Source organism: Ectobacillus polymachus (genome assembly GCF_048159605.1).
Taxonomy (GTDB): Bacteria; Bacillota; Bacilli; order Bacillales; family Bacillaceae_G; genus Ectobacillus; species Ectobacillus polymachus.
Genome location: NZ_JBLREB010000001.1, coordinates 1,039,167 through 1,063,521, shown reverse-complemented (window position 1 = coordinate 1,063,521; position 24,355 = coordinate 1,039,167). Strand labels below are relative to the sequence as shown.

The 24,355-nt window shown below is 36.1% G+C and carries 19 protein-coding genes and 1 pseudogene; 9 read left to right on the top strand and 11 right to left on the bottom strand.

The annotated features are described in order from the left end of the window. Positions 1-7: 7 nt before the first annotated feature. From ACM5BR_RS05400 to ACM5BR_RS05390, 3 genes are all read left to right on the top strand, one after another. Positions 8-3,361 carry a tubulin-like doman-containing protein gene (locus ACM5BR_RS05400; protein WP_416826558.1) on the top strand — a complete coding sequence of 1,118 codons (3,354 nt, stop codon included), beginning with the start codon at positions 8-10 and terminating at the stop codon, positions 3,359-3,361. 256 nt (positions 3,362-3,617) lie between these two features. Then, positions 3,618-4,550 (top strand): EamA family transporter RarD, encoded by a 933-nt coding sequence (gene rarD / locus ACM5BR_RS05395; protein WP_416826556.1) that lies wholly within the window; start codon positions 3,618-3,620, stop codon positions 4,548-4,550. Between the two features lie 90 nt (positions 4,551-4,640). Further along, complete coding sequence (locus ACM5BR_RS05390) at positions 4,641-5,066, top strand: divergent PAP2 family protein (RefSeq protein ID WP_416826554.1); 426 nt, start codon at positions 4,641-4,643, stop codon at positions 5,064-5,066. A 38-nt stretch (positions 5,067-5,104) separates the two neighbouring features. Here the strand turns inward: ACM5BR_RS05390 and ACM5BR_RS05385 are convergent, their stop codons facing one another. Next, positions 5,105-5,254 carry a YfhD family protein gene (locus ACM5BR_RS05385; protein ID WP_416826552.1) on the bottom strand — a complete coding sequence of 50 codons (150 nt, stop codon included), beginning with the start codon at positions 5,252-5,254 and terminating at the stop codon, positions 5,105-5,107. Positions 5,255-5,575: 321 nt separating this feature from the next. Next, on the bottom strand, positions 5,576-7,060 hold the full coding sequence (locus ACM5BR_RS05380; protein WP_416826551.1) for an aldehyde dehydrogenase family protein: 1,485 nt from the start codon (positions 7,058-7,060) through the stop codon (positions 5,576-5,578). A 189-nt stretch (positions 7,061-7,249) separates the two neighbouring features. Here ACM5BR_RS05380 and ACM5BR_RS05375 point away from each other — a divergent pair, with 189 nt between their 5' ends. The 4 genes from ACM5BR_RS05375 to ACM5BR_RS05360 all read left to right on the top strand — a co-directional run bounded on the left by ACM5BR_RS05375 (position 7,250) and on the right by ACM5BR_RS05360 (position 11,920). Next, positions 7,250-7,384: a YuzL family protein gene (locus ACM5BR_RS05375; protein ID WP_416826549.1), complete on the top strand. Its 135-nt coding sequence runs from the start codon at positions 7,250-7,252 to the stop codon at positions 7,382-7,384. A gap of 257 nt (positions 7,385-7,641) precedes the next feature. Then, positions 7,642-8,103, top strand: coding sequence for a DUF2231 domain-containing protein (locus tag ACM5BR_RS05370; RefSeq protein WP_416826547.1), 462 nt, complete (start codon positions 7,642-7,644; stop codon positions 8,101-8,103). Between the two features lie 431 nt (positions 8,104-8,534). Beyond that, positions 8,535-10,205 carry a glycoside hydrolase family 13 protein gene (locus ACM5BR_RS05365; RefSeq protein WP_416827843.1) on the top strand — a complete coding sequence of 557 codons (1,671 nt, stop codon included), beginning with the start codon at positions 8,535-8,537 and terminating at the stop codon, positions 10,203-10,205. 53 nt (positions 10,206-10,258) lie between these two features. Next, positions 10,259-11,920, top strand: a complete 1,662-nt coding sequence (locus tag ACM5BR_RS05360) for a glycoside hydrolase family 13 protein (protein WP_416826545.1) — start codon at positions 10,259-10,261, stop codon at positions 11,918-11,920. A 21-nt stretch (positions 11,921-11,941) separates the two neighbouring features. Here ACM5BR_RS05360 and ACM5BR_RS05355 read toward each other — a convergent pair whose 3' ends face one another. After that, positions 11,942-12,730 (bottom strand): (S)-benzoin forming benzil reductase, encoded by a 789-nt coding sequence (locus tag ACM5BR_RS05355; protein WP_416826543.1) that lies wholly within the window; start codon positions 12,728-12,730, stop codon positions 11,942-11,944. A gap of 159 nt (positions 12,731-12,889) precedes the next feature. Continuing rightward, a complete protein-coding gene (locus ACM5BR_RS05350; RefSeq protein WP_416826541.1) occupies positions 12,890-13,378 on the bottom strand; it encodes a hemerythrin domain-containing protein in 489 nt (162 codons plus the stop codon). Positions 13,379-13,698: 320 nt separating this feature from the next. Between ACM5BR_RS05350 and ACM5BR_RS05345 the strand changes: the two are divergent. Next, positions 13,699-14,037, top strand: a pseudogene (locus tag ACM5BR_RS05345) (PhzF family phenazine biosynthesis protein); the annotation flags it as partial. 127 nt (positions 14,038-14,164) lie between these two features. Here the strand turns inward: ACM5BR_RS05345 and ACM5BR_RS05340 are convergent. The 3 genes from ACM5BR_RS05340 to ACM5BR_RS05330 all read right to left on the bottom strand — a co-directional run bounded on the left by ACM5BR_RS05340 (position 14,165) and on the right by ACM5BR_RS05330 (position 17,071). Then, on the bottom strand, positions 14,165-15,577 hold the full coding sequence (locus ACM5BR_RS05340) for an amino acid permease (protein ID WP_416826539.1): 1,413 nt from the start codon (positions 15,575-15,577) through the stop codon (positions 14,165-14,167). A 210-nt stretch (positions 15,578-15,787) separates the two neighbouring features. After that, positions 15,788-16,294 (bottom strand): GNAT family N-acetyltransferase, encoded by a 507-nt coding sequence (locus ACM5BR_RS05335; protein ID WP_416826537.1) that lies wholly within the window; start codon positions 16,292-16,294, stop codon positions 15,788-15,790. A gap of 18 nt (positions 16,295-16,312) precedes the next feature. After that, the gene (locus ACM5BR_RS05330) at positions 16,313-17,071 is read right to left on the bottom strand and encodes a TatD family hydrolase (RefSeq protein WP_416826535.1); all 759 of its coding nucleotides are present in this window, start codon (positions 17,069-17,071) and stop codon (positions 16,313-16,315) included. Between the two features lie 174 nt (positions 17,072-17,245). Here ACM5BR_RS05330 and ACM5BR_RS05325 point away from each other — a divergent pair, with 174 nt between their 5' ends. Next, complete coding sequence (locus tag ACM5BR_RS05325; protein WP_416826533.1) at positions 17,246-18,424, top strand: redoxin domain-containing protein; 1,179 nt, start codon at positions 17,246-17,248, stop codon at positions 18,422-18,424. A 200-nt stretch (positions 18,425-18,624) separates the two neighbouring features. On the opposite strand, the gene ACM5BR_RS05320 is transcribed toward ACM5BR_RS05325, so the two are convergent. The 4 genes from ACM5BR_RS05320 to ACM5BR_RS05305 all read right to left on the bottom strand — a co-directional run bounded on the left by ACM5BR_RS05320 (position 18,625) and on the right by ACM5BR_RS05305 (position 24,329). Then, complete coding sequence (locus tag ACM5BR_RS05320) at positions 18,625-19,635, bottom strand: NAD-dependent 4,6-dehydratase LegB (protein ID WP_416826531.1); 1,011 nt, start codon at positions 19,633-19,635, stop codon at positions 18,625-18,627. A gap of 74 nt (positions 19,636-19,709) precedes the next feature. Next, entirely contained in the window at positions 19,710-20,759 is a 1,050-nt protein-coding gene (locus ACM5BR_RS05315; protein WP_416826529.1) for a nucleotidyltransferase family protein, read from the bottom strand. A 121-nt stretch (positions 20,760-20,880) separates the two neighbouring features. Beyond that, positions 20,881-22,266, bottom strand: coding sequence for a GNAT family N-acetyltransferase (locus tag ACM5BR_RS05310; RefSeq protein WP_416826528.1), 1,386 nt, complete (start codon positions 22,264-22,266; stop codon positions 20,881-20,883). Positions 22,267-22,457: 191 nt separating this feature from the next. Beyond that, a complete protein-coding gene (locus ACM5BR_RS05305; protein WP_416826526.1) occupies positions 22,458-24,329 on the bottom strand; it encodes a polysaccharide biosynthesis protein in 1,872 nt (623 codons plus the stop codon). Between the last annotated feature and the right edge of the window lie 26 nt (positions 24,330-24,355).

The following is a 24,355-nucleotide window of genomic DNA, read 5'->3' as shown; positions in this document are numbered from 1 at the left end:
GAGGAGTATGAGTATATACGTTCCTACGATTTTAGTGGGGCTTGGAGGGATTGGAAGTACTGTAACGCAGGAGGTGTATAAGAAAATTCCGAAGGAGCTACGAAAGAAGGTAGCGATGCACGTATTCGATACAGATGTAAATACAATTAGTCGCTTTGAAAATCGGAAATTTGTGACACAAACGAGCTCAAGCAAAACTCCACGTGACTATATTGCTGAAGATGCAACAATTACAGATTGGTTTCCAGATGATGCAACGATTTTGGATAAACCGCTAACAGAAGGAGCCGGACAAATTCGAGTTATATCTAGATTAGCTCTCCGGGCTGCAATGAAGGAAGATAAACTGACGACATTCTGGCAAGAAATTGAACGTATTTTTCCCGTAACGAGTGACACGACCGAATATGGCGTACGTGTTATCGTCATTACATCTCTCGCAGGTGGTACTGGATCAGGTATGTATTTACAAATAGCTTTATACTTACGGGAAATGCTGCGGAAAAAACTCCATCATAATAATATTATTATTCGTGGGGCATTTCTTCTTCCAGATGTGCTCGTGAAAACACGTACGGTGAGTACAAATGAGTTTGAGACGGTACATGCGAACGGATATGCAGCATTAAAGGAATTACATGCCATTACACTTGGAGCTTCTGGGGAATTATCCCATCGCAGTGGTGTTACAATTGAGCTTGAATACAGACCAGATCAGGTGGATGATGAAGGGCGAAGTAATTATAGTATTATGCAAAAGCATCTACCTTACAACTACTGTTTTTTATATGACTATGAAAATTTACACGGTCATCATTTACAATCGTTAGCAGATTATATTGACCAAATGACGCATACTATATATTTGCAGCTTTTTAGTCCACTATCTTCCTCGCATTTTGCCCAAGAAGACAATCAAATTCAACAGCTTGCCGATTCTAATGGAAAAGCACGTTATTGCGGGGCAGGCGCAGCAAAACTCGTGTACCCTTATGAACATGTACTGGAATATTGTTCATTAAAATGGGCTGTTCAAGGCTTAGACGAATCATGGCTTCACTTAGATCGATTATATGATGAGAAAAAGAGTCGCTATGAGCAGGATATACGACGCGGTGTTCAACGTGAGAAGCCAAAAAGAGGCCGCAGCTTTTTAGAAGATTTAGAGCATTTGGCAACGAGACCAGAACGGGCGCATCCGTTTTATAAACAAATGTATGGAGAAACACGAGATGGTGCGGAAGGCGGGAAAACAGGAGTTTCAAAAGTACGACAATTTCTAGAAGCGGTTGAAAGCTATGTTCATCGAACAGTACAGAAAGACGATGAATTAAATCGTTTGCAGCGTGAATGCAAAGTTCAAGTTAATAAATTGAAAGTAACCGAGCAGATGAAGGGAGAAGTAGCTCGTGTTGATCATGCGGTCAGATTGTATGCCTATACAATTCCAAGTCGAGTACATGAGCATGTGACAACAATTGTATATGACATAATCGAGGCAGATCAGTATTCACCTGGCGGAGCGGAAGGACAATCGTACCAATTTAATACACTGTTCTTAAAAAAGCCGAATCCCGTTCATCCGGTTGCAGCCCGCTATATGTTATATGAAATTAGAAAAATAGTTAGGGAACGTATGAAACGAATACAGGAAAATAATGAACAAAAACGATCGCTTATCCGTAACTATGATAAAAAGTTTAACCTTGGGAGAGAAGACGAAACAATGACTGCTGTAAGACGCGTAGAGCTAGTGCAGCAGCAAAGCTGGTTTGGAAAGTTCTTTCATAATGAGCAAAGGGAATTTAGAAGAGAATTTCAAGATATTATTACGTCATATGTTAATAAGTTGAATGAATTTCGAAAGGATTTATTGCTTGAGCTTGTGTATCAGGCGATTTTCCAGGCAGTGGATCAAATGATTCGTCATTGGGAAAGATTTTTCAATCACCTACATGAAACAAGAGAAAATTTACTTTTGGAAATTGCGAAACGTGAAAAGGAGTATGATGGAAGAACAAATCCGACAAATGTATATGTACTAACAGATGAAAAATATATGAAAAAAATGTGGAACCAGCTTTATCAAAGTGTTGACAGTGGAGTTCTCCCTAATGAAATATCTGCAGAAATATATTTGAACTTGTACCGGGAGTTTGTAAGGGAAGCTGGTGGAGATGAGCATCCTGCAAAAGTAGAAGATTTTTATCGCCAGCACATTTTATCCTATTGTCGTGAAGAACTACGAACCCGGTATCGTGATAAGATTGAACTTCATGTTGTCGAAGCACTTAGCAAAGAAGCTGAGTTTGAACATGTGGATAGTGAAACATATGTAAAAGAACGAATCAATGAATTGATTCATTTAGCAAGTCCGTTTATACCGAAAGTTACACATCATCGAGAGCTCCAATACTGGGGAATACACCCATCTGTGTACGGTGCATTTCATGAAGAATTACGTCAAGATGTCTTTTGTGAAAAAGAAACAGTTGATACAGCCTTTTCCCCGTTTGAGATTGTATGCTACCGAGCCCATTATGGTTTATCTCTTCAAGATTTTCCGAAGCTCTCTTCTGGTCATACGTCAAATGTATTGTTAGATGGGAAAGGAGACTATTTTCAAGCCTACTATCGACGTATTAATAAGTTGATTTTAAAAAAGACAAATGTAACTCCACATTTGGATAAATATTGGCATTTACCTGCATTTATGCCTGACTTAAATGCAACACAAACGAAGCTGGATTACGAAAAATGCAATCGTGCTTTTTTATATGCATATATATATCGTTGGATTGATCTTGTGAAAGTAGATGACAGGTACGTTTATCAATATAATGGCTTAGGAAGAACACAGCTTATTCAGTCTATGGGGAAAAATGTATCGGGTGAAGGATATAAATTACATCGTGCCCTCCTCCACAATCCTTTTATTTACGAGAATATCATTTCGCGATTTGAACAGCAGAAGGAAAAGGCCATGCAACTAGGTGGACATTTGTATACACATGAATTCATAATGGGTGCACAGGACATAAAATGGATAAAAAAGGAGAAAATTCATAATATTTTAGATGTTGTGACAATGTATACGTCTGAAGCGAAACGGGATGTATTATTAGAAGAAACCTCAGATGAATTGCTACGTCTACTAGTAGATGAAATCGAAAGATATTTTAAGAGCTATTATGGAATAGGAGCAGATGGAACAGCACGTAAGGAAGTTTCTATTTTCATAGATCATCTATGGAATCGCTCTTTCGCAAAAAGCTATATGGATGAAAATAGCGCTTCCTATAAAAAATGGAGATATATGCTTGGTATTCAAGAAACGGCTGAAGAAGAAACGAATGTGTAATTGAACCAGAGCAGCAGGAGTACAATCCTGCTGCTCTGCTTTGTTTATCCTATATTATATGAAAATAGCAAGGATGCATCTGCAGCGTGATAAGTAAAATAAAATCTATACAAATGGCCTTACAATGGTACAATATAAAATGGAGAAGATTACAGAAACCAGAATAAATTGAAGATTGGCAGCATATGGTGGAGAATGCGAATAGGATGCAGGAGGTTTATAAAAAAAATAGAACTAGATAATAAGGAGAAATTACATGGAGAGTGAAACACGTAAAAAGGGAATCGTATACACCGCAGCATCGTATATTATGTGGGGTGTTTTTCCACTTTATTGGAAAATGATTGATACAGTTGCATCTGATGAAATTATCGCACATCGGATACTTTGGTCATTTGTTTTTATGATGATTCTTGTTGTCTTTGCCAACCGATTCAACCAATTCAGAGCAGAATGGAAGAGGGTATTACATCGTCCCCGTATTTTCTTCGGACTAGTAGCAGCATCCCTTTTAATTTCAACGAATTGGTACATCTATATTTGGGCAGTCAATCATGATCGTATTATTGAAGCAAGCTTAGGATATTATATTAATCCGCTTATTAGTATTTTGTTAGGAATGCTTGTGTTAAAGGAACGATTATCGCTTTGGCAAATTTTTGCTGTCATACTTGCAGCTATTGGCGTAGGTGTCTTAACGATTGAATATGGTTCTTTTCCATGGATTTCTATATCTTTAGCATGTACTTTCGGTCTTTATGGTTTAGTAAAAAAATTAACGAACTTTGATTCTTTAATAGGTCTTACTCTAGAAACACTCGTTATTACTCCTTTAGCTATTTTATACATATTGTATTTGCTTTTCACAGGACATGTTGCTTTTGGTACAAATCTAACAACATCTATACTCCTGATAGGAGGAGGAATTGCTACTGCCGTACCTCTTTTATATTTCGCAAAAGGGGCAAAGTTAATCCCACTTTCTATGGTTGGATTTCTTCAGTATATTTCACCGACGATTTCGCTCTTTCTAGGAGTATTTCTCTATCATGAGCATTTTACAAAGGCACATATGACAGCCTTTCTATTTATTTGGATTGCTCTCGTCGTATTTTCCTTAGCAAAAACGAGATTAATGGTGAAACTGGAGTCTAAGCTTAGTAAGAATGAAGCAGTAAAGGCATCCTAATTGGTGTGCTTATGTTGAAGAAAGATTTGCTTATTTTCCATTCAGACACTATTATATTAACTATATTTCATTGTAATTAGGAGGCTTATTATGAATATGCTTCTAGCAAATGGCCCACTTATGTGTGCCTGTATTGCTTGGTTTGTTGCACAATTCGCAAAGCTCGTTCTTGGATATATAAAAACGAAGGAAATCGATTTTGCGAAGTTTTTTTCATCCGGTGGAATGCCGAGTTCACATTCTTCAACTGTAACAGCACTTGCTACGGCTGTTGGAATTGTGGAGGGAGTTAATAGCTCTTTATTTGCAATTACTGTCATCGTTTCGATAATCGTAATGTATGATGCTTCTGGCGTTCGTCTTGCCGTTAGTAAACAGGCGAAAATTTTAAATGATTTTTTTCATGGGAAAATAAGAGACTATAAACAATTGAATGAATTCGTTGGACATACGCCTTACCAAGTTATTATCGGTGCTATTTTAGGCATTATAGTGGCAGTTTTATATTATCAATAAGCAATGCTACTTAACAAGTTTCAGAAGAGGAGAAGGAATTATTCCTTCTCCTCTTTTCTTATTAGCCTTTTTTGTCTTTCATCTGCAGCATTTGAGCGTGCCATTGCAATTCGATCATCTTGGTCAGCCTCCTTCTCTGAGAAGAGAATGTCACGTCCGTCTGGTATCATTTCTTTCTTTCCAGTCATTGTCATTTACCTCCTTGTTTGATCATGATTTTAGTGTGTCTAGCAAGAGAGGAATTATTCCTTTTCGTTTTCTGCACTTTAGTTGTATGAGAAGTGAGGTAAAGTGGTAAACGAATAAACTTAAAGCACAGAAAAAGATATAGAGCAGCAGAAATTCTGATGGACATAAAGATGGGGCTGTCTAAAAACAAAAATAATACTAAGCATGCGAAATAGGCTGTCTCAGAAATCACTGATTTTACTGGATTCTTCATGACAGCCTATTTCGAGAGCTGACTCAAAAGGGAATGGTTTTCTCCCTTTTGAGTTAGCTCCACTCTTTTATTTCATATTCACCCATACACTTTTTACTTCGCTATAGTTTTGCAAAGCATAGGATCCCATTTCACGTCCAATACCAGATTGTTTATAACCGCCAAAAGGAGATGCTGCGTCAAAGGCGTTGTAGCAATTTACCCAAACAGTACCAGCACGAAGCTTATTAGCAATGTAATGTGCATGTTTTATGTTTTCGGTCCATACTCCAGCTGCTAAGCCATAGTTCGAACGATTAGCTCGCTCAATAACATCGTCTATGTCATCAAATGGCATAGCAGCGACAACTGGACCGAAAATTTCTTCTTTTGCAATCGTCATATCGTCCCGAACATCCACGAAAACAGTAGGAGAGACGAAGTATCCATTTTCAAAAGGCTTTGTACCTCCCACAACTACCTCTGCTCCTTCATCAATACCTTTATCAATATAATCCAGAACTCGTTTTTGCTGCTGTTCAGAAACGAGAGGACCAATTGAGGTTTGCGGATCAATACCTGCACCTTGTTTTAAGGCTGTAGTATGTGTAGTAAGATCAGCAATAACATTGTCAAATATTTTTTTAGGAATAAATAAACGTGAGCCTGCAGAGCAAACTTGACCTTGATTAAACATTATGCCCGTTAATGCACCTGGCACGGCACGGCTCAGATCTGCATCTGGTAAAATAATATTGGGTGATTTCCCTCCAAGTTCGAGTGTAACGCGTTTTAAACTTTCTGCAGCTTGTTTCATAATGATCTTCCCAACTTCGGTAGAACCAGTAAAAGCAATTTTATCTACAAGCGGATGTTTGACAATTGCTTGCCCAGCACTTTCTCCGTATCCAGGAACAATATTGATAACGCCGTTTGGAAATCCGGCTTCTTGAATAAGCTCTGCAACATATAGGGCGGATAAAGGTGTTTGTTCTGCTGGCTTTAATATTACTGTGCAACCCGTAGCAAGGGCAGCTCCGAGTTTCCACATTGCCATAAGAATAGGAAAATTCCAAGGAATGATTTGTCCAACTACACCAACAGGTTCATGCCGTGTGTAGTTAAAATAATTTCCGCTAACTGGGATGGTTTGACCTACAATTTTTGTTGCCCAGCCGGCGTAATATCGAATATGTTCAATTGCTAACGGAATATCAGCTCGAATCGTTTCCTTAAGAGGCTTTCCATTATCAAGAGTTTCGAGCTGTGCAAGCTCCTCTTTATTTTCTTCCATTAAATCAGCTAGCTTGTACATAATTCGGCTTCTTTCTGAAGCACTCATTTTTGACCAAGGACCTTCATCAAATGCTTGCCGTGCAGCCATTACTGCGCGGTTAATATCCTCACGTCCCGCTTCATAGACAACCGCAAGTCGTTTGCCGGTGGCAGGGTTCAGTGTCTCAAATGTCTTTCCGGAAACACTTTCGATAAACTCTCCGTTAATAAAAAGTTTTTTCGTTCCCTGTAAAAAAGCAATAACTTTTTCTCGGATTTGCACGGTTACTTGACCCATTGAACAACCTCCTTAATAAATATGGATAAGAAGTTGTAGATTCTGGAAGATTCTCTCTTTTTCATAGTAAAATGCAGGGAATGAAAATTCAAATTTCAAATTGTTTACAGCATGGTAATATTTGTAATATTAATTCAATGCAGAATAGTGCTTTGCTTTATAGGGAAATGTAATATAGAGGTGAGAAAAATGAGTAAAACGAAAAAAGACCCATCACGCGCTAAACTCGATTCACCGAACGTACAAGGACAAGGTACGACCAATATGGAAACCGGTACGAGAGAAGCAAGTTCTTCAAGGCATAAACAAAAAATATCAAGATGAGGAGAGTATGGTCTCTCCTCGTTTTTTATATTAATTTTTCGTTTCTATATTTTGCTTGAACATATTGATTTGATATGACTAAATTCTTTTTGGAGTATTTAGATGTTAGACGGATCATGGTGAAATTGTTTATTTTAAAAGAATTTTAAGAAATATCCTGTATAATAAATATTGCGTACATATTCTATTAGGTGGATTTTATGTTTGAAAGCAGAAAAGAAAAGATACAAGAATCCCAATAAACGGAGGCAATCATAATGTTCCAAGAAATTACAACTCATATTCATCCTATTCTTGTGCACTTTCCAATCGCGCTTATCACAGTTGCTGTTTTATATGATGTATGGATTGCATGGAAGAAAGATGAATTTAAACCTAGTAAAGGCTTAGCGCTTTGGATTGTTGTTGTTATTAGTGCTTGGCTTGCTGTATGGACAGGTCCGGAAGATGCAGCTAGAGGGAATACAATCTATATTTCTTTACACTCTAAGCTAGCAGATTTAACTGCCTTGTTTGTTACGTTACTTACTGTGTATCGCATATGGGCTGGCGTAACGAAACGTAAGGATTTATTTAAAAAATTTGTAGTGCCTTACCTTGTAGTATCCATTGCTTCTCTTATACTTGTTTATTCTGTAGGTTATTTCGGCGGAAAAATGGTATATAGTGATGGTGTTGGTGTAAAAGTAAATGACACATTGGTAAACCCGCCTAAATAATTTCAAGCCAATGGGTAGAAAAGTACGCAGAGCATGACCAAAGGAAAATCCAAATTTAGAGTATCGAACAAGGGGAATTTACATACTAATTAATAATAGTAAGGGATGTAGAACAAGCTAGCAAAGTTGCTAGCTTGTTTCTTTACTTGTGTAAAATAGCTAGCAGAATGATCATAGAATTAAAAATTGATAATAAAAGTTCAAATTACATTCTTGTATCTTATATCAAACTACGTTAAACTAACATTGTATTTGAAAAACGAAGCTTTTATATACGATAAAAATTAACCGCTTTCATTATGCAAGAAGGAGTATGTATAATAAGTATATTCTTTATAAACACTTGCGCAAATGATTGCACTCATTTAAAAATGTTAAAAGAATAATATACAATATGAAAAGGAGAGGTAGTTATGCAAACGTTTGCTAAAATGGACGTAAAATGGTGGAAAAATGCTACCATTTATCAGATATATCCTCGTAGTTTTATGGATAATAACGGAGACGGCATCGGTGATTTACAAGGAATTCTTGCAAACCTGGATTATTTAAAAATGCTAGGTGTTGATGTAATTTGGCTAAGTCCTATCTATGATTCTCCAAATGATGATAATGGGTATGATATTCGTAATTATGAAGAAATTATGAAAGAGTTTGGGACAATGGAAGATTTTGATCTTCTATTGGATGGAGTTCACAAACGTGGGTTAAAGCTTGTTATGGACTTAGTTGTCAATCATTCTAGCGATGAACATGATTGGTTTAAACAATCGCGGAGCAGCAAGGATAACCCATATCGGGATTATTATATTTGGCGCCAATCTAAAGATGGGAAAGAGCCTAATAATTGGGGTTCAGTCTTTGGCGGATCTGCATGGGAATATGACTCAGTAACAGATGAGTATTATTTGCATCTATTTTCTCGCAAGCAACCAGATTTGAATTGGGAAAACAAAGAGGTACGATATGCTATCTATAATATGATGAAATTTTGGCTAGATAAAGGAATAGATGGATTCCGGATGGATGTGATTAACTTAATTTCAAAGGTAGAGGGTTTACCTGATGGAGTGAAGGAAACGGGTCAACGATATTGTGATGGTGGAAAGTATTATGTCAATGGACCTCGAATTCATGAATATTTACAAGAAATGCATCAAGAAGTGTTGTCGAAGTATGATTGTATGACAGTTGGAGAGATGCCAGGAGCAACTCCTGAAGATGCTATTCAATATACAAACGAGGAGCGACATGAGTTAAACATGATCTTCACTTTTGAGCATATGGATTTAGATAGTGCTCCAGGAGGCAAATGGAACCTTAAGCCGCTATCATTGATAGATTTAAAGGATAATTTAACAAAGTGGCAAACGAATCTTCACGGAAAAGGCTGGAATAGCTTATATTGGAATAATCATGATCAGCCTCGTGTTGTATCACGCTTTGGCAATGACCAGGAATATCGTGTAACCTCTGCTAAGATGCTTGCAACTTGCCTGCACATGATGCAAGGAACTCCTTATATCTATCAAGGGGAAGAAATTGGGATGACGAATGTTCGATTTGATTGCTTAGATGAATATCGTGATATAGAGACATTAAATATGTTCCAAGAACGAATTCAATCGGGATACGCGGCGCGTGATATTATGGAATCCATCTATGCAAAAGGACGTGATAATGCGCGGACACCTATGCAATGGGACGACAGTTTACATGCTGGTTTTTCAAAAGCAAAACCTTGGATTGGATTGAATCCTCGCTATCCGGAAATAAATGTGAAGCAAGCCCTAGAAGATAAGGATTCTATTTTTTATCATTATCAAAAACTGATTCGACTTCGTAAGGAACTTCCTATCATAACAGAAGGAGATTTTCAACTTCTACATCGTGAGAATGAAAAAGTTTTTGCCTATGAACGTACTTGGATGAAGAAAAAATTAGTTGTGCTTTGTAATTTTTCTGATGAAATCGTTAAACTTCAAGATAAAAAGCTAGAGGATGAAATTTCGCAAATGAGTATTCTTATAGCAAACTATACGGATGTATCTGCAGATACACTTACTTTACGACCTTATGAGGCTATCGTATATAAAAAATAGAAAAGAACAGTACTATGTTAAGACGATCTAGAAAAAATACAGGGAGAATAAAGATGAAAAAACATTGGTGGAAAGAAGCGACACCCTATCAAATTTATCCACGAAGCTTTATGGATTCAAATGGAGACGGAATTGGAGATTTGCAAGGTATTATTACTAAATTAGATTATTTAACTGAACTTGGAATCGATACCATATGGATATGTCCATTTTATAAGTCTCCTGATGATGACAATGGCTATGATATTAGTGACTATCGTAGTGTTATGGATGTATTTGGTACAATGAAGGATTTTGACGAATTATTAGACGAAGTTCATAAACGAGGAATGAAGCTTATTATTGATCTTGTTATTAATCATACAAGTGATGAACATCCATTTTTTATAGAATCACGCTCTTCTATAGATAATCCCAAACGTGATTGGTACATATGGCGTGATGGGGAAGAAGGAAAAGAACCAAATAACTGGGAAAGTATTTTTGGCGGTTCAGCTTGGGAGTATGATAAAACGACAGACCAATATTACTTACATGTATTTTCAAAAAAACAGCCTGATTTAAATTGGGAGAACAAAGAGGTTCGTTTCGCTTTATACGATATGATGAATTGGTGGTTGGATAAGGGTATTGACGGCTTCCGTGTTGATGCCATCTCTCATATTAAAAAACGGGAGGGATTTCCTAACTTACCAAATCCGGAAGCGTTGGAATATGTGTCTTCATTCGATTGTCATATGAACCAACTGGGGATTCAATCTTTCTTAGAGGAAATGAAGGAGCACACGTTTGATAAATACGATATTATGACAGTGGGAGAAGCCAATGGCGTAACGGTAGAAGAAGCGGACGAGTGGGTAGGAGAAGAAAACGGTAAATTTAATATGGTGTTTCAATTTGAGCACCTTGACCTTTGGGACAAAAGTAAAGTTGGCGAAATTGATGTATTATCATTGAAGGAAACGTTAACAAAATGGCAAAAAGGATTAGAGAATAAAGGATGGAACGCATTATTTATCGAAAATCATGATAAGGCACGTGTTGTTTCGACTTGGGGAAATGATAAACAATATCGCGCTGAAAGTGCCAAGGCATTTGGAGCGATGTATTTCTTTATGCAAGGAACGCCATTCATCTATCAAGGTCAAGAGATTGGCATGACAAATGTAAAATTCCAATCGATTGAAGAATACGATGATGTGGCAATTAAAAATTACTATTATCTGGAGCGTGCTAAAGGTCTCTCCCATGAAGAGATTATGGAAGTTATATGGAATAGTGCGAGAGACAATTCACGAACGCCAATGCAATGGGATTGTTCGAAGAATGCTGGTTTTACATCTGGAACACCATGGATGGGTATAAATGAAAACTATCTATCGGTTAATGTAAAAATGGAAATAGAAAACCCAAATTCTGTGTTTCAGTTTTACAAAGCAATGATTAGGTTACGGAAACAGCATGAATTGTTTGTGTATGGAACATATGATTTGCTTTTACCAGAAGACAAGCAAATTTATGCATATACTCGAACATTAGGGAAGGATACAGCTGTTATTATCACAAATTTATCAGATCAAGCAGCCCATTATCATTGTTATAAACATAAGCTTTCTTCCGAGCATCTTGTATTAGCAAATTATAAAGTAAAGGCGCATGATGGTATTGTTTCTTGTATATTACAACCATATGAAGCTCGAATATATATGTTTTAACACTAGAAAAAGGGGTCTACTTTACACATGTAGATCCCTTTTTTTCTCAGTTTCAGTATCAGTATCATCAATTTGAATAATTCCGCCTTGCAAAAATGAGTTGGATTCTAACAATTCCATAACTGCCTTTGCAACATATGCAGGAGTATGTAATTTTCCTTCTTTTTTCAATGATTGAAATCGCTCTCGTTGTGTGAAATCCTCTTCCTTTGTATTACGAATTATACATTGCATCGTCGTGTTTATAACATTAGGTGAGAAAGAAATAATTTTGACTGGATATTCTTTTTCTTCCTGTTCAACTGCAACACAACGTGTAAGCATATCAATTCCAGCTTTAGCTGTACAATAAGCCCCACAGCCAAAGTAAGGTTTTTTTCCAGCACTGGATGAAATGTTGATAATTCGTTTATCGCACGGAGCATCATCACATCGTTTTAAAAATGAGGAAACGATAAGCATGGGAGCCAGTAAATTCACATTTACATTTTCAACTAACTCATTTAGCTCAGCTCTTTCAACCGGTTTAATCGGATCAATGGTGCCTGCATTATTAATCAGATAAATAGCAGTAGCGCAATCTAAATCTATTAAAGAAAAAATCTCATTCATTAACTCTTCTAGTTCCTCAAAGTTTGAAAGGTCATAGCTGAACGGATAAAGAAGTGTATCGCTTTCCTTTGCTATTTCTTCTAATTCTGTATTTCTGCTTCTAGATATTGTGAAAACGATTACGTTTTTTGCAAGGAGATGACGAACAATCGCTTCTCCGAGACCGCGTGATGATCCTGTAACTATCGCATATCTCACTTGAGAATTTCCCTCCTTTTTTCCAAGATAACAGAAAATTCTGCACAAGTAAATTAATAAAACCTAATCTTTTCTGTTAATTTGTCGGAAATAGGAAAGTAAGATATAGAAAGGGGGATGAAACAAAAAAATATCAAACGGACATCCGTTTGATTTGTTTTACTCTAGGAGTGAATCTCGCTGATGATCTTGTAAAATAGGGAAAATAATACTCTCTTCTTTTTTTATGTGGGAATTTAGCCGTTTATCTATTTCTAAGATGTGAAATACTAGACTTTTGGCTGCAGGAAGTGGAATAACCGTTTCTCTTGGTCTTGCACAGCTTAAAAAGGCTTTAAGATGAAATGCAATTTGTTCATGCTCGCAGTTTAGGACTGCTAACATGCCTCTTTCTTCACCAAGAAGGTTTGCTAAAACTGGCATTAAAGTCTGTTCCTCTTCTTTCACGTGATTTGTCCATAGCTTAGAAAATTCTTGTACCTTACGATATAAAGATAGCAGTGCTAGATTGTAGTTGCTTTGTCCTTGTAATATAGGTGAACATGCGTTAAGTAATTCTTGTTTGAAGGCAATTAACTGGCGGTGCTCAGCTAACCATTTCATTAATAATTTGTTGATTGAAGAAGGCTGATAACTTGTAGTAGTCATTGTTATTCCTCCTTACTCTTATTATCTTCACTCTTATTTTCTCTCTTTTTAACGAAATGGAATGCCTAACATATGTAAATTATGTGACGACTTGTTAACTGTTGGTCTAGAACAATTGGGTTTTCGGAACTGATGTATTAAACGGTGAAAACAGGAGGTTTAACGGCGAAACTGGCATAGGTAACGGCAAAAGGAGTAAAGATTTCTTGTTTATTCTAAAACAGTTTTTGTTTTAAAGAGTATATGTACTTAAAATATCCAAAACAATGAGTAGATAATTATGAAGAAGATTAACTATTCAATTGTTGATGTTTTTACGTTTAAATCTAGATAAGGTATACATAGATGAAAGATTTCCTATCCAGGAAGTATCAACTGGACTTCCTGTAATTGTGGTGCCTTTAAAATCTTTAGATACGGTTAAAAAAGTAAAGATAAATAAAGAAAAATATTTTGAGTTAATTGAACATACGGATGCAAAAGCAATTTTAGTTTTTTCTCCAGAAGCATATCATTCGGAAAATGAATTAAATGTGCGAGATTTTGCAGAGTATTATGGTGTTCCCGAAGATGCTGCTACTGGGAGTTCTAATGGTTGTTTAGCTGCTTACTTGGTTAAATATCGTTATTTTGAAAATAGTAAAATAAATATTCGTGTAATGTTAAAGCTCATTGTTTATATTGCCACAACGTTGATTAGAGAGCCTAGATCGAAAATCAACAGGCAAGTTTAACAAAGCCAATAAAAAAGAAGAACTCATTTACGAGTTCTTCTTCGAAAATCAATTATCCAGCTCTGTGTGATTGCTGATCTTGTTCATGCTGCAAGTTACTATGTCTTCTGCTGTAAGTAAAGTAGATAACCAAACCGAGCACTAACCATACAGCAAATGCTTCCCAAGTTAGAGCTGGTAATTGAAGTACGAGATACACACAGAATAAAATAGCCAAGATAGGGATAAGCGGAACTAATGGTACCTTAAAGCCACGTTTTAAATTTGGTTGAGTTTTACGAATAACCAAAATACCAATTGATACGGTAATAAAAGCAAATAGTGTACCGATGTTTGTAAGTTCAGCTAATTTATTCAAAGGAACAACAGCAGCAAAAATAGATACCAATACTGCAATTAACCAAGAATTCATAACTGGTGTTTTTGTTTTTTCATTTACGCGTGAGAAAACTTTTGGAAGCAGTCCATCACGGCTGATTGCATAGAAGAGACGAGATTGTCCATAAAGCATAACAAGTAGAACGGTTGTAATCCCGATAATTGCACCAAGAGAAACGAAACCAGCTACCCAGTCTTGATGAATATAAGTAAGTGCGAAAGCAACCGGATTTTTTACGTCTAACTGAGTATAAGGGACGATACCAGTTAATATAAGAGAAACAACAATGTACAGCACAGTTGCTACAGCTAATGAAGCAATAATACCAATTGGCATATCACGTTGTGGATTGCGAACTTCTTCAGCTGCAGTAGACACAGCGTCAAATCCAATATATGCAAAGAATACTGTTGCAGCACCAGTGGCTACACCTTGAAATCCAAATGGCATAAAAGGTGTCCAATTTGCCGGTTTTACATACCATACACCAACTCCAATAAAGAGAACAACAACAGCTAATTTAATGATAACCATGATGCTGTTAATACGTGCAGATTCTCTAATTCCTCGCGTTAATAAGAACGTAAGAAGAAAGATAATAACAATTGCAGGAAGATCAATCAAGGTACCTTTTTGCGGGTCGTAAGCACTAGATAATGCAGTTGGAAGATGAATGCCAAACCCATCTAATAAACCTTGGAAATAGCCAGACCAACCAGAAGCAACGGCTGAACAAGCAAGACCATATTCTAAAATTAAATCCCAGCCAAGAATCCAAGCAAAGAGTTCACCAAACGCTACATAGCTGTACGTATATGCACTTCCGGATATTGGTAAAGTAGAAGCGAATTCAGCATAACAAAGAGCGGCAAATACGCAAGCAAGACCGGAAATAATAAAGGAAATAATTAGTGCTGGTCCTGCATGTTCAGCAGCTGCTACCCCAGTTAATACGAAAATACCAGTTCCAATGATAGCGCCAATGCCTAGCATTGTTAAATCGAAAGCACCTAAATCTTTCTTTAATGCTTTCGCTTTTTCGTTTTCAAGCATTTGCGAAATACTTTTCTTTCGAAACAAACTCATAAAAATCTCCTTCTTTCTAATATCAGATGTCGAAACTTGTTGGTTAATGAGGTTAATTCTATCGTAATTTTAATATTTTGTAAAGTTAGAATAGTAAGAAAATTTAAAATAAAATAATTTTGAAAATAAATAGGGGAAATATTATGGAAACGACAATCATGATTGTTTCAAAGGGGAAAACTAAAAAAGTGACTTGAGTCACTTTTTTAGTTAGGAGTCAATTCGTTTTCCTAAAATGATCAAGTCACGTTCTATCCCGTCTAATTCTGCAATACGAGGGAAATGACCCCAGTTTTCAAAACCATATTTTTGGAACAGGCGTAAGCTAGGATCATTATGACCGAATATAAAGGCAAGCAGGGTATGTAGTCCTAACTTTGGACAATAGGAGATTGCATACTCTAATGCAAAGCTCCCTAATCCTTGGCCGCGATATTCAGTATGTATGTATATACTTATCTCTGCTGTAGCGTTATATGCTGGACGGCCATAGAAGGATTGAAAGCTAAGCCATCCGCAAATGGTACCGTTATGTTCCATAACCATAAGAGGACGGAAATTTGGAATGTGTTCATGAAACCAAGCTTCTTTACTTTCTATAGAAACTAGCTCAGTATCAGCTGTTACCATTCTGCTAGGGATTGTAGAATTATAAATATTTACAATAAAAGGTAGATCTTCAATTCGTGCGTCTCTAACCACAATTTCTTTTAACATATGTTTCATCTCTTTCTACTATTGATATAATGCAAGGGTATTTTTTGTAAGCTGTGCAATTACAGTTTGTAATGGAAGTCCTTTTACAACACTGATCTTCTTTGCCACATCTTGGAGAAATAGAGGAGAAGTAGGTCTACCATCAAAAGGACCGGAAAATGACCAAGGACCATCTGTTTCTACTAACAATTGCTGCAAGGGTACACGTCTAGCAAGAATCATATCTCGATTTCGATAGCAAATCTCAGGTGTAACGGATATGTAATAACCACTTTGAATAATACGCATAACATCCACTTCTTCTGCTTTCAGCCAATGAAAATGAGCCTTCTTAATTTTATGCTTGACTAAAAGTTCATAGGCAATAGGGGCATGTGAATGGACAGCATGCAAGACAATCGGTAATTGTTCATGTGCAGCGATTGCTACCATACGATCAAGAAAATGAATATATTGATTAATTGTTATGTTTTCATACTGTGAGATCGTATAGTAGGGCAGTCCTACTTCACCAATTGCAGATATAAGATGACGTTCCCTTTGTACTAAATGTTTCCATTCCTGTACATCGCTCTCATTGGGCAAAGGTTGCTCTGGATGAAACCCAACAGCAGCAAAGATAAAATCAGGAAACTTTTCTTTCAAAGCTAACGTTTTATAGCTTGACCGAAGATCAGTCGAAACCGCAACAACACCTGTAACACCTGCACGCTTCCAATGTTCAATATTTCTGCTTATATATTCATATTGATCGAGATGAATGTGTGCATCATACATGATAGTGCCTCCAAACATGCTCATTTATTGAAAAATATTGTAACATAGATTAGTAGGAAAAGTAATAGGGGGCATGTATCAATAAAATGTGTTACCTGTAAAATGATTTGCTGTTTTGCAATGTGAGTATATTGTTATAATAAAAATATATGCTAAAAAATGGAGGTGTATAGGTTGAAATACCTGATCAGCAGTTTGATCATAAGTATAGTGTTGTATTTTTTTGGAACAAAGGCTTTAAAAATAGAACGAAAAATAATGGATTTACTTTTTAACAGCTTACTATATGGGTTATTAATATGGAAATTCAGCTATGTTATCTTGCATCCTCAAACTGTATTCAATAATCCGATTCGTATCTTGTTTTTTAATGGCGGAACAGCAGGGATTGGGATTGCAACTGCTTTTGTTATTATCTATTCATGGCTTGGAATAAAAAAAGCCAACATTTCGTTTCGTTCTTACATAATAGCTATTATTCCCGTCTATTTAGGATTTGTTAGTACGTTTCTACTCGTACATGTAAGTGAGGATGTAAAAAATATTATTTTACTGCTTCAAGCAATCGTTTCAATCGCCTTTTTCATTGCCGCTTCTCGTATTAAGACAGAGCTAGGACTTATTAAGCTCCTTATTTGGTTTCACTTGCTTGAATTTGAGTTAGCACTTTCTAAACATCAATATAGTTATGCAGGACTAGTATCTCCGGAAGTTTTGTTTTATGGTTTGTTAATCGTAATTTCCCTTTTTGCTTTGTATTGGTTAAAACGTGAGAATGAAGTAGATCAAAAGGCGTATCGTAAAACAAATAATCTCGTAATAGGTATTATTTTAGCAAGTTTTGTTATAGTAAGTTTTCTATCCAGTGGGCAAGGTACTGAGAATATGCAAGCTTCTACACCAGCTACTGCTGTTGCCATAGGCCTAAATAAGGGACAAGCTTCTCCAGACTTCGAGCTTCCATCTATATCAGGAAAAAAAATGAAGTTGTCTGATTTCCGCGGGAAGGTAGTCATATTAAATTTTTGGGCTACCTGGTGTCCGCCATGTAAGGCAGAGATTCCGGAATTTGTAAAGTTTTATGAAATGAAAAAGAATGAAAATGTAGAAATTGTAGGAGTAAATCTTACGAAAAGCGAAAGTAATCCCGGTTCTGTAATGGATTTTGTAAAGAACAATTCTATGACCTTTCCTATTTTACTTGATGAAAAAGGAGAAATTGGTCAATTGTATCAAATGATGACGATTCCGACCTCTTATATTATCGATAAAAATGGTGTGATCCAAGATAAATATGTAGGAGCAATGTCGTATGAAATGATGAATAATTTTGTATCAAAAATACAAAATTGATAATTGGATAATAACCAAGAATTGAAACAAATAGCAGTTGAAATAGAAAAACGATTTATCAAGGCGATAGATCGTTTTTCTATGACAAGAAACTGACAATATAAAAAAACTGCATCAAACGTTGTTTGTGCAGTTCATGAAAAGGCAGGAATTATTTGATGCTTACCATTTTTTAAAATCGATAGAATGAGATAAACCTTTTATTGGTTATATATATCCGCCTTATAATGTTTTAAATTTTCAGTGTTTGTAAACCATTCAATTGTCTCACCTAATCCTTTTTTAAATCCATTACGGTTTCCGTAAGCAGGTTCCCACTCTAGCAGTCTCTTAGCTTTAGAATTATCAGCCCAGAGGCGTTCAACTTCACTTTTTTTAGGTCGTAATCTGACGTTCTCTGTTTCAATTTCAATATTTTTTCCCATAACTTCTGCAATAAGATTAGCCGTCTCGCCTATTGAAATTTCATAATTACTTCCTATATTTATTACTTCTCCAATTGATTTATCTGCCTTGGCTACAGCTATAAAACCTTGTACAGTGTCTTTAATATAATTAAAATCACGTGTAGGGAGCAGAGCTCCTAGTTTAATTTTTGTTTTACCGTTAGCAATTTGCGTAATAATGGTAGGAATAACAGCTCTGGCTGATTGTCTAGGTCCGTAAGTATTAAAAGGGCGAATAATGGAGACAGGGGTATTAAAGGATTTATAAAAGGATATTGCAACTTGGTCTGCTCCAATTTTTGAAGCAGAATAAGGAGACTGCCCTTGAAGAGGATGGTCTTCTGTAATAGGAACAAACATTGCTGTTCCATATACTTCACTTGTAGAGGTGTGGACAACCTTTTCAACTTCTAGTTCTCTAGCAGCTTGGAGAACATGTAAGGTTCCCTTTATATTTGTATCAATATAAGTATCTGGAGAGTGGTATGAATATGGAATTGCAATCAGGGAAGCTAAATGAAAAACAACATCGCAACCTTTCATGGCGGTTTTTACACCATATGGATCTCGGATATCACCTGTAAACACATCTAATGCATTTTTTATATCGTCTGGTGAATGATCAAGCCATCCCCAAGAGTTAAACGAATTATAATAGACAAAAGCACGAACATCTAATCCTCTTCTAACTAACTCTTCGGTTAGATGGGAACCGATAAATCCATCCGCACCAGTAACAAGTATTTTTTTATTCTGCAGTTCCAAATTCTATTCCCTCCCTTTTTTATCATAAGAATATGTTTTGCAGCACAAAAAGCCGAATATTTCTGTCCATGGAACTAAGTGAATTCTTGATAAAATTCTCCTTGGGCTCGCTTGAGATCATCCATTCTTCCAATATCTAGCCAGTATTCTCTAAGTGGAAAGATGGAGGTGTCTTTTTTTTGAATGATTAATTTTCTGAATAAATCCGGCATATCAAAATAACTGTTCTCAGGTACAAATTCTAATACTTCCGGTTCTAAAATATAAATTCCTGCACTAACAAAAAATTGATATACTGGTTTTTCCTCTATTGATAGCAGACGCTGCTTATCAACATTTACCACTCCATAAGGCACTTGAATATCATATTCTCTTACACATATTGTTGCCATTCCTTTAAGGTTTTCATGGTAATCAAGTAAATACTGATAATTTACTTTTGTTAGAATATCCCCATTCATCACAAGAAAAGGTTTATCTGGCTTTTCTGGAAGTAACCCTAAAGAACCCGCGGTTCCCATCTTTTTATCTTCATGGATATATTGGATATCTACTCCCCAGTTCGAACCATCTTTAAAATAATCTTGAATGAGTTCAGCCTTATAATTAACGGAAAGGTAAAAACGAGTAAACCCATGTTCAATTAAGCTTTCTATAATGGTTTCAAGAATGGGCTTGTTTCCGATTTTTAATAATGGTTTAGGGCAATCATTTGTTAAGGGTCTTAGACGTGTTCCAAGTCCCCCTGCCATAATAACGGCGATATTATCTCTAGTAGGAGCTTGAATAATCGAATTATAATGTTTTAAACCAATTACACAGCCGTTCTGATCTACAATTGGAAGTTGCTGCAGCTTCTTTACTTTTAATAAGGCTAGTAATTGATTCGTATCAATCGTAGGCGAAACGGTTACAGGATTGGGATTCATAATAAGTAAAATAGACTGATCCAAAGAAATGCCCTTTAAAATACCTCTTCTCACGTCTCCATCTGTAACAGTTCCTAGTAATTTATTCTGTTCATCAACAACAAGGGCGATTTGCAGGGCACCTTTATCAATGATTTGTAGGGTTTCTTTTATAGTTGTAGATGGTGAAACCAATATTTTTCTGTAGTCATTCAAAAATCTCACCTCATTAGAATGTGAAAGGTTGCTATATTCATATTCTTTTAAACAATTGTTTGTGTAAGTTAACATAGGTCTTATTCTTTAGTTCGTGCTTATTTTTATAGATGGAGACTACCTACTTGCTTGATACATGATAGTTTAGGCGAATGGATTTATTTAGCAATTTTAAATTTGGGAACTCTTCACCTAATGGACCAGGACTCAAAACCAAAATGGAACGAACTGGGTCAAGAGAGAAAAGTGCTTGTAATAAGGCGATATCATCGAGAGCGGACTGATTGGTGATCTTGAAGAATGTTTTATTCAGTAGGCCTACAGTATATAGTTGGTGCTGCGTTTTGATTACTAAAGTTGAAAAATCGTATTTTAGATGTGATGCTTTAGTTGTAGCATAGTTTATGATTTTATAGGAAAGGTCTGTTTGGATAGATGAAACAGGATTCGTACCAACATACCAATAAGTTGTTGTCACTTCTTTAAATCTTAAGCGTTTATACCAAGATATCGCACCTTTGTTAGACTCAAAAACATCAAGTGTAATTGATCTTAAACCTAGCTCACAAGTCATTTCTACACCTGTTTGCACTAATTTTGAACCGACACCAGAACCTCTCATTTCCGGTTTAACAAAAAGATTGGTTAAATGGAGATTACTTCCCTCGATTCTCCACTCTGAAAAACCGACCAATTCATCTCGTTTGTATGCCCCAATGAAATGAACCATTGTTTGTTCTGGGGAGAACTGGGATATTGTTAATAACGCTTCTAAATAGGATTGGTAGCCTCGACAGCTATAGATTGTACATTGAAAAATAGGAGCAGGAAGACCATTTTCAATCAGTAAGATGACCTGATCACTATCTGAAGCCGTTAATGGTCTTATTTTGGTGAAAGAAGCCGGATCAATCGTAATTGCTCTTCTCTCTTCATCTAAATCTATCGTTAATTCCTCTTGCGTATCATTTATTCTATCCAGTTTGAACGCTTGAACAAATGTTTTAAGTAGAATTTTGATATCTAGCCAAACAGACCGTTTATTAACATATTGAATATCCAATCTAAGCCGTTTATCCCAACTTAGTAGTTTCCACTTAGATATTTGGGACAATCCGGTAATACCTGGTCTTACTAAAAATCGTTTTTCTTCATATTTGGTGTAAAACGGCAAATATTTTGCTGATAAGGGCTTAGGTCCTACAAAACTTAAATCGCCTTTTAAAACATTAACCAATTGAGGTAATTCATCCAAGTGTAGTTTTCTTAAAAACTTTCCAACTTTCGTTTCTTGCATAGACAAACGATTACCGTTCTTATCACGTCTGATTTTCATAGTACGAAATTTAATGATCTGAAATGGCTTTTGATGCCTTCCAATACGGGTTTGTTTTAAAAAAACAGGTGTACCCATAGTTAACATGATTAATATCGTAAGAAAAAAGAAAAGGGGAAGAGCCAACACAAATAAGAAAAGGGAAAATATAAAATCAAATAATCGTTTCATTCTAACCACCGACTCTTATTGATTTATTGTATTCGTTTGGCTAAATACAACTATCACCAGTTAAATAAACTACTGTAATTTATCTAGAAATAAGAAAACAATAAGATTTCCAAAATACATGGATAGGCATAGTAACAAAATACATATAAATTGATCTTCCTAACCTGTAATTGTTATATGCATGAAACTGGCTATATGTTCGGGTGTTTTTCGTCTAAAGTAGAGTCTGAGTAGAATGAGACAATTTCCGCTAAAAGAGACTTTAATTCTTTTGGGGATTCCGTAATAGATTCATTAAGGATAAGTTGTTGGATTTGACTTAGCATCGAGAAAAATTTTTCAGAAGGATACGAAACTTGTTTAGCAATGTAGATAAGGTTGTGTTTTGTGGTTGACCGGCTTTCTTCTGAGGTGAACAATTCTTCTCTTAGTTTTTCACCTGGACGCGTGCCTGTATATATAATTTTAATATCTTTACCGGGTTCAAAGCCGGACAAGCGAATCAAATCGTTTGCGAGTTTAGTAATATTAACGGGTTTCCCCATATTAAGGACATAAATTTCTCCGCCACTTGACATGGCAGCTCCTTGTATTACAAGCTGTACCGCTTCAGGTATCGTCATAAAATAGCGAATCATTTCAGGATGAGTGACAGTTACCGGACCGCCTTCTGCAATTTGCTTCTTAAACAATGGAATAACACTACCTCTGCTGCCTAGTACATTACCAAACCTCACAGCAGTGAACTTCGTTTCACTTATTTCGTTCATTTGTTGAATCAATATTTCCGCCATTTTTTTCGTGGTACCCATTATGCTTGAAGGATTGACTGCTTTATCGGTTGAAATAAGGACAAACCGTTCAACTTGATGACGATGAGCACTTTCAGCAACATTCCTTGTACCAAACACATTGTTTTTGACAGCTTCTACTGGGTTACTTTCCATTAAAGGTACATGTTTATATGCAGCAGCATGAAATACGATGTTCGGTTTATAGGTTGCAAAAATATTTTCAATTCTCACTTTGTCTTGAATGTTAGCAATAAGGCTATAACACTGTATGGACGGGTATTTTTGTTTCAGTTCAGTTGTAATGTTAAAAACGCTATTTTCGCCGGCACCAATTAGAAGCATTTTTTCAGGGCTTAATTTGGCGATTTGTCTGCAAAGTTCGCTTCCAATAGAACCTCCTGCACCTGTGATAAGAATGGTTTTATTTGATAGAAAGCTGGCCACTTCATTCAAATCAATCTCTATTGGCTCTCTACCTAACAAATCTTCTACCTTTACATCTCGGATCATATTTAATGAAATTTCACCTTGAAGAATTTCACTAAAGTGTGGGAAAAGTTTAATTTTTGTTTTTGTTTCTTTACATATCTTAATAATTTCAGAAATTTCTTTCTTGGGGGCAGAAGGCATAGCAATAATAATCATTTGGATGTTCATTTCTTTTACAATTCTTGGTATATCTTCTCTTGTTCCGATAATCGGAAGGTCAAAGAGTTTTTTATGGAGTTTAGAATGGTCATCGTCGATAAAAGCTACCGGATTCATCGGAGTGTTAGGTGAATTGCGAATCAACTTTACAACGAAGCTCCCTGTATTACCAGCTCCAATAATCAAAACTCGTATATGAGAGGGAGGGAGGCTTAGATTAAGATCACGGCGAAATCTTTGAAGAAAGCGAATGCCAACCGTGGCCATTGATATACACATCCAGTTCATTACGAAGACTGAAAGAGGCAGGGTAGCAATTAACTCATAATGGGAAAGTAACAGAAGTAAGCACCCTGCAGCTGCATTGGCGGTTAATGTAGCTTTAATAATTGAAATAAAATCACTTGGACCGCTGTAAATCCATATCCGTTGGTAGATTTTAAAAGAATAGAAGACAATAAGATGGACCAGCCAAAGACATAAAAATACAAAAAGAATCCCAGGAAAATAAACTTTCGGAACAACACCGTTAAAGATAATCAGGAAGCTAAAAATGACGGAAACTAGGATAATGAATGTATCTATAATTAGTAACTTGACTTTATCATTGCGAGTATTCAATTTTATTCCTCCACTAACTTATTATG